Raw genomic sequence first — 12,428 nt, forward strand, 5'->3', positions numbered from 1 at the left:
CGTCTGGCGGCCCGGGCACGCCGTGATCGAAAAGTGATCGTTCACCTTACAAAGTGAAGAATGCACGAAGTGAGAGTTCGACGCAACTACGCTGGCTTCCGGAGCCGGGCTGCCGTACCTGGCCGAGGCTTTCGATACTGTGGCGCACAGAGCCTCACCGTCTCGAGGTGCCGCCGACAGGCGCCATCACCTGCAGAACCGATTGGCTGAGCACTATGTCCGACGAAGGAACGAGATCGACGGCTCCGCGCCGCAAGCGCGTGACCATCATGGAAGTGGCCGGCCGCGCCGGCGTGTCGCATCAGACGGTATCGCGCTACCTCCGGTTCAACGGCGGCCTCAAACCCGTCACCGTCGAGAAGATCGAGACCGCGATACGGGAGCTCGACTACAAGCCGGACCTGATCGCCCGATCGATGCGCACCGGGCGATCGAACCGAATCGCCATCGTGCTGCCAGAACTCACGTACTACCTCCCGATGCCGTTCCAGGGCGCCACCGCCGCCGCACACGAAGCCGGCTACGAAGTGGATGTCGTCAGCCTCGAAGGCGATGAGGAGCGGCGGCGTCAGCGCGTCATCACCCTGATGGACAGCGAGCGCGTCGAAGGCGTGCTTTCACTCACACCCTTGGGAGACATGCTCGAAACGCCCACGGGATCATCGGCGCCGATCGTCGTTGTGGGCCAGTACGACGACAAGATGCGCTCGACGGGAGCCTTCGCCGACGGTGCTTTCGCGGCCGAGGTCATCCAGCACCTGGCGAACCTCGGGCACCGTCGTTTTCTGCACGTCGCCGGAGATCAACGGTGGGCCTCCGCGCGTAACCGTCTCCTCGTGTATCAGGAGGCGATTACGAGCCTCGGCCTGGAGTCCTACGGCGTGGTCGGCGGTCAATGGACCACCGAATCCGGCTACAACGCCGCGCGCGACCTTCCCGCGAACTCGGGAGTGACCGCCGTCTTCGCGGCCAAGGACACGATCGCCTTCGGCGTCATTCGTGGACTCCAGGACCGCGGCCTGCGCGTGCCCGACGACGTCAGCGTCGTGGGCTGGGACAACGACGAGTTCGCTCGATTCTGCGCTCCGACCCTCACCACGGTGGAAGACAACCTTGGGCTCATCGGACGGCAGAGCATGCTCCAGCTCATCGCCCTGATCGAGGGCAAAGAGCCCCCGCAGATTCCGCAGGAGATCATCGGTCGGCTCATTCCGCGCGCCTCCAGCGGGCCGGCACCGCACTGATGCACCCGTCTCAGTCTGGGCGTTGACATCAATAGTGAACGATCACTAAAGTCCTCTCCATCGCCCGTCCTGGCGTGATCGCCTCAGAGCCGAGACGGTGCGTCGCAGCAGAGCCACGACGTCGTACCCCCTGCTCGACACACGACTCGGCAAGTCGCGGCACGTCGTGTGGCGTCAGGCTCGCGCAGCAGCGAAAGGAACACCGATGTCCCTGTTCTCCCCGGCACCACGATCACGAGGCCGAGCCGCGCTCGCGCTGGCCGCGGCCATCGGTACTATCGCGGCGGCACTCGTTTTCTCTCCCGCGGCCACCGCGGCGGCACCGTCGAACACGGGCTTCACCGGATACACCGGGAAGGACCAGCTTCGGTCTTCTGGTCGGAGCATCGTGAACGACGACGCGCTCGCAGTCGCCGATGGAACGGCGCCCGACGCGACCGGAACGACGTACTACGTCGACTCGCACGACGGCGACGACTCCCAGGACGGCACGAGCGCGGCGACGGCGTGGAAGTCGTTCGCGAACGTCAATACGAAGGTCTTTCAGCCGGGCGATCGCATCCTCCTCAAAGCGGGGAGCAGCTGGAGCGCGCAGGGCGATGCGGTGGCAAAGGAAGCGTACGACTACACGACGTGGGACGACGGCGTTCCGACGGATGTGACGGAGGCTGCGCCGACGGCCCTGCTCGCTCCGGAAGGATCGGGATCCGCCGCGGATCCGATAGTCATCTCGAGCTACGGCACGGGCGACGCACCGAAGCTGGAAGGCCGCGGTGTCGTCAACGACGTGCTGCAGCTCACGAACCAGCAGCACTGGGACATCTCGAACCTCGACATCAGCAATGTCACCGACGGTTTCGACCCGTCCACCTGGGAGCCCGCCTCGGGAAAGGGACTCCTTCCGGGTGAAGAGAACCCGCTGACCGGCGATCTGCGCGGCATCCACATTCAGGGTTCGGACGCGGGCACGCTCGCCGGCTTCGTCATCCACCACGTCTTCGTGCACGACGTCAGCGGCGTGACCTGGTCGGTCGGCAATTCCGGCCTCGATCGCTCGAAGCGCACCGGCGGCATCCTCTTCGAAGGGCTCAAGGGCGACAGTCAGACCGCTTCGCAGTTCCACGACGTCACCATCCGCGACAATTACATCGCCGACACGTCGTTCGCGAACGTCATCTTCAAGCAGTTCTCGGGCATGGGCACGGACCGCTACCAGAACCGCGCTCCGGGTTGGGGCGACCGAGCCATGGCCAAGGCGAGCAACACCGGCGTCATCACGGAAGATCCCGATTGGCGGCCGCACACCGACATCGACATCTCGGGCAACTACCTCACCAACCGCGACACGCAATACGGCTGGGACTCGCTCTACCTCACCAGCGTTCAGGGCGCGACAGTACGAGACAACTTGATCGATGGCGCCGGTGTCTCCGGAATCGAGATGTACTACTCCGACAACATCGTCGTGCAGAACAACGAGATCGCCGACGTCGAGCAACGCGCCAACGCTGCGGACTCCAACGGGATGGACGGGGACCGCGGCACGTCGAACATCGTGATGCAGGGCAACTACGTGCACGACTCGGGCGAGGGCGTTCTGCTCTGCGGATTCGGCTTCGGCACCTCGGTTGTGCGCTACAACGTGATCGAGGACGTCGCACGAAACTACGTGAATCCGCACGGCGACTCCGGCCTCAACATCATCTACAACAACCTGATGTACAACACGCGCACGCCGTCGTCGAACAACACCGTGGGCTTCTTCAACTCGTCGGGCAGCAACAGCAGCGTTCTGGTCGACAAGAACAGGCACTACCTGTACAACAACGTCTTCGTCAACACGCTCGCGTCGGCGAGTGGAGCCGCGCTCCAAGCCGACTACCCCGGCGTCACGTTCTCGCACAACGCCTACTACGGGCCCGGCGTCACGGCTCCCGCTCAGGACTCCGACCCCGTCACCTCCGATCCGCAAGTGACAGACCCGGCGAAGGCGATCACCGCCATCGAGCCAGGCTCTGCGTCGTCCCCGTTGATCGCCGCCGGAGCACCCGTCGATCTCTCGCAGCTCGCACCGGGCTTCCACGCCACCGGTGACGACGAGAGCAGCCAGCTGCCGACCAGCGTCGACTTCTTCGGCAACGCGCTGACAACGCCGCCGACCATCGGTCCTGCGTCCTATCGCCCCGCCGACGGGAAAGCGGTCGTCGTCGGAGTCGTTGGGGATCAGGACGGCGAACCGGTGCCGAACGCCCGAGTGACCTACGGAGCCGCCTCGGTCACCACCGACTCCGCCGGACGCTATTGGCTCGAAGTGCAAGCCGGTGATTACACGCTCACGCCTTCGGCGGACGATTACGCCGACGGCGACTCCGTAGCGGTGACCGTCACCGGCGGTCAGACTCTGGATCAGGATCTCGCACTCGGCACGACGACGATCACAACGGGAACCGTGGCGGGCACCATCACGGCCAAGGGCAAAGCGCTGGCCGGCGCGACAGTGACCGTGACACAGGACACGAAGACCGTCGGCACGGCGACCACCGACGCCGACGGCGACTATTCGATCGCCCCGGTGGCCAGCGGGACGGACTACACGGTCTCGGCCAGCAAGACCGGTTTCCAGACCGCATCGCAATCAGGGGTCGCCGTGAAGGCCGCTCGTACAGCCACCGTCGACCTCGTGCTCTCCGCCGTCGTCACCCAGACGCATTACGCGATCAACGAGACGTTCGACGACAACTCCCCCGGTGATTTCACCCAGACGAACGACGGCCAGCTCGTTGCGAGCACGGATGCCTCGGTCGGTTCGATCACCGTGGTCGACGATCCTTCACGCCCGGGCAACAAGTACCTCGACATCGCCAAGACCAGCTCCAGCTCCGGCGTTCTGGCCGTGCACAACACCTCAGCGCTCGACCTCACCGGCACCGTGACGCTCGAGGCGCGAATCGCGCGGACCAGCACGAACACGTCCGCGAACCAGGTGGCGATGTATTCGTACGCCGCTTCCGGATGGAACGCCTCGAAGCCCGCGTCATCCACGGATCCGGCGGCGACGTTCGGATTCTCCCGGGGCAAGGTCATCACGCACAACGTGACCGGCTCCAGCAGCGTGAAGAACGTAGCTGACTACACGATCGGCCAGTGGTACACCGTACGGAACGTCGTCGATCTCGACACCGGTACTTTCGACCTCTACATCGACGACATGGACACGCCTGTGCTCACCGACCAGCCGCTGCGCACGAAGGTGGACTCGCTCGACTACTTCGACTTCTTCGTGAATGCCTCGAACGTCGGTGACATGCTCGTCGACTACTTCCGGGTGAACACCGGGACGCCCGTCGACTACGACGACGCGTCGCTCGGTTCGCTGAGCGCCCAGACGGCGAGCGGCGACCTCGTCCTGACGCCATCGGGCGACGCGCACAGCTACCTCGGAACCACGAACCCGTACGACGAGACGGTCACGATCACCGCCGCATCAGGAAGCCCGTTCGCGTCGACGACGGTCGACGGCGCCCCCGTCTCGAGCGGCAGCCCCGTCGACGTCGCCCTGGCACAGGAAGACGACGATGAGGCCGTGGTGACCACGCGGATTCCGATCGTCGTGACCGCCGAGAACGGCGCCCAGAACACCTACACCGTCGTTCTCACCCGGACCAATCCGGACCAGCTGGCGCAGCTGCGCGATCTCTCGCTCGACGGGCTCACGCTCGACCCGGCATTCGTTAGTGACCGCGTGGGAACCGACAAGCCATACAACGTCACCACGCAGCTGGGCTCCACCACGACCTCTGTGCACCTGCACTGGCAGCTCGGCTGGGGAGGGCAACGGGTTCAGGTGAACGGGGAGCAGCTTCCCGTCGGTGCCACGGAGGCGACCGTCCCGGTGCAACCGGGTGCGAACTCGATCACCGTCACGGTGGATTCCTACCCCGGAGACTCCGCCGGTTACGTCATCGACGTGACGCGCAAAGCCGTCGACTTCTCGGTGCTCACGGGCGCGATCGCCGATGTCGACGCACTCGACCCGACACAGTTCAGTGCCGACAGCTGGGCACCGCTGATCACGGCGAGGGACGCCGGCGCAATGGTCGTCGCGAACGCGAGCTCCACGCAGGTGCAGGTGGATGCTGCTTCCCAGGCGATCGATGCCGCCGAGTCCGCACTGGCCCCCGCCGTGAAAGCATTGTCCGTCGTGCCGGCGAAGGAAGCGTTCGCCGTCGGAGCGCCGCAGACGGGCAGCGCCGTGCTCCGAGGTACGCTCTCCGACGGATCGACCGTCGTACTTGCGGAATCGGACGTGACCGCTGTCGGTTGGTCCTCGGCTGAAGCCGGCTCCGTTCCGGTGACATTCACCGTGCGCGCAGGTCTCACCGGAAGCGGGGCGGTGGCGGCGAGCGCGACTGCGATATTCGTCTTCGCTCCGGCATGGAACGCCGCCACGACCTACACCGCGAACGACACCGCGGTCTATCAGGACACTTTGTGGACCGCGTCGTGGTGGAGCAGGAATCAGACGCCCGGCGATCCGACCGGTCCCTGGCAGCAAGTGAGAACGGCAGCCGACGGCACCGCCGTCTGGACCGCCTCCCGCATCTTCACCGCGGGAGACGAGGCCATCTACCAAGGACGACTGTACGAGGCCGCCTACTGGACCCGCGACCAGGCGCCCGGCGACGCGAACGGTCCCTGGGAGCTGGTCTCGACTACAGACGACGGAACCGTGCTCTGGACCGCTTCACGCATCTTCACCGCCGGCGACATCGTGAGTTACAAGGGCGCGCTCTACGTGGCGCAATGGTGGACGCGAGACCAGGAGCCGACGGTCGCGAACGGTCCATGGAAGATCGTGGGATGACTCGCCAGACACCCTTGGAAACGCGGGAGGACGGCGCTCCCGGGACTACGTCATGGCCTGCATGAGCCACTGGCCGTTGCGACTCCTCGAGAACGTCACTGTGTAACGTTCGCGACACGACAGCGAACGATCCTCACGAATCCGTCTACACTGGCTGCGAGAAAGCGATTTCTCAAATTGTCCCCGAATGCTTGACACGATTCAAAATGCCTCGTCATAATGTGGGCGGACGGGTCGAGAAAGCGTTTCCCCGACACTGAATCACAGCATGTCGACTGGCAAGGAGGCCACATGTCACAGCAGCTCTCGCGGCGCCAATTCGGCGCGCTCGCACTCACCGGGATCGGCACCACTTTCCTGCTCGCCGGGTGCGGTACCTCCGCTACCGGATCCGCAAGCGGAAGCGGCTCCACGGCCGCCGCAGGCGACGCGTTCAAGAAGGCGAACCTGAACTTCGAGTGGTGGAGCAATCCCGTTCGCACCGCCTACACGGAGAAGATACTCAAGCAGTACACCGGCGAGCACCCCAAGGTCACGTTCAACCCCGCCCCCGGCGAGTGGGCCACGTACTGGACCAAGCTCTCGACGCAGGTCGCGGGTCACACCGAGCCCGACGTCATCCAGATGGACCAGGCGTACATCGCCGAGTACGGCGGCCGCGGCGCGCTCCTCGACATGTCGAAGGTCGCCAGCATCGATCTGACGCCGCTCAAGTCGTCGCTCTCCGCGGGCACTCTGGACGGCAAGCTCTACGGCATCCCGACCGGGAACAACGCCTACGGCGTTGGCGCGAACAAGACGCTGTTCAAGAAGGCGGGCGTCGACCTGCCGGACGACAAGACGTGGACCTGGGACGACTTCCTCGACATCTGCGAGAAGCTCAAGAAGGGTTCGGGAGGCGACTTCAGCGGTTCGAACTGGAACGCCGGTGACCAGGACCTGCAGATCTGGCTGCACCAGCACGACCAACAGCTCTACACCGACAAGGGCAAGATCGGATTCAAGGTGGACGCTCTCACCAGCTGGTTCGAGCTGGTCAAGAAGCTGTTCGACAGCGGAGCCGGGCCGACCCCTGCCCAGTTCACGAACGACATCGGTGCGTCCACGGAGCAGACGCTCTTCGGCAAGGGCGAGGTCGGCTTCGGCTGGATGTGGAGCAACCAGATCACGGCGTACCAGCAGTCGAACAAGGGAGACCTGGCGCTGCTCCGGCCGCCGAGCCTCGCCGGTTCCGCCAAGAAGAACGGCGTGTACTACAAGCCGTCGATGTACTGGTCGATCGGGGCGCAGACGAAGTACCCGTCGCAGGCGGGCGGCATCATCAACTACTTCCTGAACAGCACGAAGGCCGCGAAGCTCCAGCTGGCCGAACGCGCCGTCCCTGTGAACGAGAAGGTGCTCGCAGTGGTGAAGCCGTTGCTGACCGAGACCGATCAGCTCGGGGTGCAGTACCTGCAAGACATCAAGAGCGAGATCAAGTGGGTGCCGCCGGTGCCGCCGAAGGGCACCAGCACGGCCGCCGCCGTCGCGCAGCGCCACACGCAGGACGTGATCTTCGGCCGCGCCACCCCGGCAGCCGCTGCCGCCGCATTCACGACCGAACTGAAGGGGCTCATGGCAGCCGCTTCGTGATCGACGACAACTCCGCGGCGGCTGCCGCCGCACGAGACGGCCGGGCGATGGGAGACTCCATCGCCCGGCCGTCGGCCGTACCCGGATACGAGGACTGGCCGGCACAGGCATCCGCCACACCGTCCTTCGTCGCAGCGGATGCCTCGGTGCAGGCGCTCGCGAACGTTCTCGGCCTGAGACGCTCGCCTGCGCCGCCGCGAGTGCAGCGCGGTGAGACGACCGTGCGGGACGGAGTCGCGATCACACCCTTGCGCTGGCGCACTCCCTACGGACCCGCGACCGAGGCGTGGGAACTGCGACCTGCCGACAGCGCGGGGCCTCGCGCCCACGGGGGCGGACAGGCGGAGGCCGACGAGAACGCGCACGCGAGCGCCGGCGGAGGCGCACGCTTCGGCGAGGACAAGGGCCGGCGCTTGCCGGGCATCCTCGCGCTGCATCAGCACGGCGGACGCCGGTCGACCGGCGCGGCACAGCTCGTCGACGTGCACGGCGAGAATCCCGGCGCCTGGGCGAATCGGCTCGCCAAGCGCGGATTCGTCGTGCTTGCCCACGACACGTTCTCGTGGGCGAGCAGAAGGTTCGACCTCTCGTCGCCGCCGCCCAAGCTCGCGCGTGACCGCGACGCGCTGATGGCACTATGGGCAGCCGAGCGGCACGAGCCGACTCCCGATGAGGTGTTCGACGCGGTCTCCAACCTGCACGAGAACCTGATCGCGAAGGCGGCGGGTGCACTCGGTCAGACGTTCGCCGGCATGGTCGTCGCCGACGACCTCATCGCGCTCGATGTGCTCAGCGGGCTTCCGGGAGTGGACGCGAACCGTCTGGGCGCGGTCGGGTTCTCGGGTGGCGGGGGGCGGGCACACCTGCTCGGCGCCCTCGACGACCGCATCAGCGCCGTTGCCATCGCCTGCATGATGGCGACTTTCGGTTCGCTCATGCCGGATTACATCGAGACCCACTCCTGGCTGCTGCACAGTCCCGGCCTACCGCAGCTGTGCGACTGGCCGGAGCTCGCACGGGTCGGATCGTTCCGACGGATGCTCGTGCTCTACGGCGAGCGCGACCCGCTCTTCCCCCGCTCCGGCATGCACGACGCAGACCGGATGCTCGAGTCGGTCGAGGGATACGACGGCAGGTTCTTCGACTGCGGGCACGAGTTCGGCGACGACATGATGTGTGCGGCGGAGGACTTCTTCGACGCCTGGGCGGCGGGACCGGCGCCCGTCCCCCACGAACCTCGCCCGGCAGCGTCGGCGCGCCGATCAGCTGCAGTGAAGTCCGAGAACCGAGAGCAAGGAGAGCCATGAATACGGCACCCGAGCACGAGACGGCATCCGGCAACGAGCTTTTTGCGACGTTCGTCGCACCGCCGGCACAGTGTCGGCCGCGCATGCGCTGGTGGTGGTTCGGACCCGACGTGGAACGAGGCGAGCTCGAGCGCGAGCTCACCGCGATGCGCGACGCCGGCATCGGCGGGGTCGAGGTCGCGTTCGAATACCCGCTGTCTGCGGTGGAGCATCCGTTCGTCTCCCCCGGACTTCTGTCGGACCTGCGGTTCGCGGCGCAGACCGCTCGCTCGCTCGGGTTGGGGTTCGACCTCACACTCGGCAGCGGCTGGTCGTTCGGCGGGCCGCACATCGGGCCGGAGACGGCCGCCCGCGCGCTCCGGTGGGATGTGCGCGACATCGGCGCGGCCGAGCTCGAGGCGAGAGCCGACGACGGGTATCCGCACGACGAGCTCATCGCCGTCTACGTCGGTGACGGATCGCTGCAGGAACCGCCCTCCGCGTTCGCCGAGGTGCCGGTGCACGGCGGACGCATCCTGGTTCCCGGAGGACGCGGACCGCGCGTGCTCGCGATCGCTCGATCCCGGCTCACCGGGCAGCAGGTGAAGCGTGCGGCCGCGGGCGCGGAGGGTCCGGTGCTCGATCACTACAGTGCTGCGGCGACGCTCGCGCACCTGCGCGCAGTGGCGGATCCGATGCTCGAGGCGGTACCCGCCGAACTCATCGACTCCGTATTCTGCGACAGCCTCGAAGCCTACGGCGCGAACTGGACACCGGACCTTGCCGCGGAGTTCGCCCGACGACGCGGGCACGAGCTGGTCCCCGATCTCTGGAAGCTGCGTTTCGACGCACCCGGCTCGGCGGCGTTCCGCCGGGAGTACTACGCGACACTCGGCGAGCTGTACGAAGACAACTTCCTCGACGTAATACGGGCCTGGGCCGCCGAACGCGGAATGCCGTTCCGCGTACAGAGCTACGGAACACCGCCTGCCCGCCTGATGAGCTATGGCCACGCCGACCTGACCGAAGGCGAGGGATGGGGATGGTGCGGGATCACGCAGACGCGCTGGGCGTCATCCGCAGCGCATCACCTGGGTCGCGCCGTCGTCTCGTCGGAGACCTGGACCTGGGTGCACTCCCCCTCGTTCCGTGCCACACCGCTCGATCTCAAAGGCGAGGCGCACGAGCACTTCCTTCTCGGCATCAACCAGTTCGTCGGCCACGGCTGGCCGTACAGTGCACCGGATGCCGGCGGCCTGGGCTGGTTCTTCTACGCGTCGGGAGCCCTCGACGACCGCAACGCCTGGTGGCCGGCCATGCCGTCGCTCATGACGTACCTCACGCGCTTGAGCTGGCTGCTGCGCCAGGGCGAGCCGGTGCGCGACGTGCTGCTCTATCTGCCGGCCGACGACGTGTACCCGCACCTGGGACCCGAGCAAGGCGGCTCGCTCGACCTCTGGCGCGCGCTGCGCGACCACATCGGCGACGAGATTCCGGCGGCGATCCGCGATGCCGGATTCGACTTCAACCTCGTCGACGACGACTCACTGCAGGATGCCCTCGGGCACGACTGCCTCGTCGTTCTCCCGTTCGTCTCGTCGCTGCCCGAGCGCACGCGTTCCGTGCTCGCCGCTGCTCGCGTCCGGGGAGTTCCCGTCATCGCCGTCCGCGGCCGAGTGGGCTCGTCGGCGGATGCCTTCGAATCGGGGGATCGTGCCGACGCCGGATTCGACAGCGTTCAGCCGCACCAGCTCACCGAGACTCTTCGTCACCACAGGCGTCCCGATCTCGACATCGAGCCCGCCTCCGAGCACATCGGGTTCATCCATCGTTCGCTGCCGACCGGCGACGTGTACGTCTTGGTCAACACCGGACCGACGGATGCCGCGTTCACCGCGGTCCCGCGCTCGATGCAGAGCGGGTGGCAGCTCTGGAGTGCCGAGAACAACACGGCAGGCGGCATGGGCGGCGGCACAGGCGACGGCGCGGCGAGCGAGCTGGTCGAGGGCAGTGCCGGCCATGCCGCGGGCGGCTCCGTCCTCGACTCGGGGAGCGCGGACATGCCGCCGCAGGTGCGACTCGCCCCGTACGAGGCGGTGGTGCTGGTGACCGACGGCATCCGAGTGCGCGATTCGATCACCGCAGCGCACCCCGTGCTTGCCGGCGAGCAGGAACTGGGCTCCGGCTGGCGGGTGCGGTTCGGTGCTGGTGTTCGTGGGAGCCACGAGCCGGCGGCGGAGGCCGACGGTGAATCGGGTGCGGCACTCAGCGCGCAAGCCAGGTCGGACGCCGGCGAGGAACAGGCCGTCGTCTTCCCGCACGACTGGCAGGAGCACCGACCGGGATTCGCCGGGTCCGCGCTGTACGAGTGCGAGTTCGATGCCGGGCTGCTCTGGCCGCACCGGCTCCCTGTGCGCGTGCTGCTCGACCTCGGCGATGCACTGCCGGAGGACGAGCGCGAACTCGACGCCGCGGGCATCCGCGGCGCGTCGTACCGGGTGCGCATGAGTCCACCGGTGGCCGACGTCGCCGAGGTCGAGGTCAACGGACACCCGTGCGGCCTCGTCTTTTCGCCGCCGTACACGCTCGACATCACGGCCGCGATGCGCCCTGGTCGAAACACGCTGCGCATCACGGTCTCGAACAGCACGGCCGCCGCCCTCGCTGACGAGAACGTGAGGAGCGAGGTCGACGCCCTCGTGACGCTGTCGCGCGAACGCTACGGCACGCGCTTCCGCATGCAGGACCTGGATGCCGCAGCCCAGGGCCTGCGCTCCGGCCTGCTCGCGACGCCCCGGCTGCGCTGGAGCGACGGCTGACGCCGGAGTGCGCGGCGGTCAGTCCGTGGCGCGCTGCGCGAGGCCCTTCACGTATTCGGCCTGGCCGAGGTGTTTCACGTCGTCGTCGATGATGCTGATGAGCCGCACGCCGAGCGTGACCGGCGGATTCCAGTTCGTGTCGACGACGCGGTCGAGGTCGGCGTCGGTCGTGTCAGCGAGCTGCGCGAGCGTCACGCGCTGAGTCGCGTCGTAGTACCCGAGCAGCAGCTCGGCAGGCGCGTCGACAGCCGCCACCTCCTCGCTGGAGTGCCCATAGCCGGTCGCGGAGCGCGCGAACGGCAGGCCGAAGCGGTCGGCCCAGCCACCGGCATCCCACACCTGTTCGAGTCCGTAGACGTCGGCCACCTGCGCGTCCTGACCGCGGGTGAGGTGCCAGACGAGCCAGGCGATCGTGTTGGCCTGCGGATCGGCACGGAACGTCAGCAGCTCGCGGTCGACATCCTTCAGCAGACGTTGCACACCCTGGCCGATGCGCTCGACGGCATCCGACAGAAGTTCTCTGGTGTCCATGTGTCCTCCGTGTTCTCGTGGGGCGGGTCCGACAACCCTTACGACACGCTAC

The 12,428-nt window shown here is 66.9% G+C and carries 6 protein-coding genes; 5 read left to right on the forward strand and 1 reads right to left on the reverse strand.

Annotation, left to right across the window (positions count from 1 at the left end):
* The first annotated feature begins 215 nt into the window (after nucleotides 1-215).
* From H623_RS0116015 to H623_RS0116035, 5 genes are all read left to right on the forward strand, one after another.
* The gene (locus H623_RS0116015; protein ID WP_022901941.1) at nucleotides 216-1,244 is read left to right on the forward strand and encodes a LacI family DNA-binding transcriptional regulator; all 1,029 of its coding nucleotides are present in this window, start codon (nucleotides 216-218) and stop codon (nucleotides 1,242-1,244) included.
* A gap of 205 nt (nucleotides 1,245-1,449) precedes the next feature.
* A complete protein-coding gene (locus tag H623_RS20545; protein WP_022901942.1) occupies nucleotides 1,450-6,108 on the forward strand; it encodes a carboxypeptidase regulatory-like domain-containing protein in 4,659 nt (1,552 codons plus the stop codon).
* 291 nt (nucleotides 6,109-6,399) lie between these two features.
* The gene (locus tag H623_RS0116025) at nucleotides 6,400-7,740 is read left to right on the forward strand and encodes an ABC transporter substrate-binding protein (protein ID WP_022901943.1); all 1,341 of its coding nucleotides are present in this window, start codon (nucleotides 6,400-6,402) and stop codon (nucleotides 7,738-7,740) included.
* Nucleotides 7,737-9,047, forward strand: coding sequence for an alpha/beta hydrolase (locus H623_RS20550; protein WP_022901944.1), 1,311 nt, complete (start codon nucleotides 7,737-7,739; stop codon nucleotides 9,045-9,047). The genes H623_RS0116025 and H623_RS20550 overlap by 4 nt, the downstream gene beginning before the upstream one ends.
* Nucleotides 9,044-11,845 carry a glycosyl hydrolase gene (locus H623_RS0116035; protein WP_022901945.1) on the forward strand — a complete coding sequence of 934 codons (2,802 nt, stop codon included), beginning with the start codon at nucleotides 9,044-9,046 and terminating at the stop codon, nucleotides 11,843-11,845. The genes H623_RS20550 and H623_RS0116035 overlap by 4 nt, the downstream gene beginning before the upstream one ends.
* 18 nt (nucleotides 11,846-11,863) lie before the next feature.
* Here H623_RS0116035 and H623_RS0116040 read toward each other — a convergent pair whose 3' ends face one another.
* Complete coding sequence (locus tag H623_RS0116040) at nucleotides 11,864-12,376, reverse strand: mycothiol transferase (RefSeq protein ID WP_022901946.1); 513 nt, start codon at nucleotides 12,374-12,376, stop codon at nucleotides 11,864-11,866.
* Nucleotides 12,377-12,428: the final 52 nt, after the last annotated feature.

This window comes from Humibacter albus DSM 18994, assembly GCF_000421825.1.
Lineage (GTDB): Bacteria > Actinomycetota > Actinomycetes > Actinomycetales > Microbacteriaceae > Humibacter > Humibacter albus.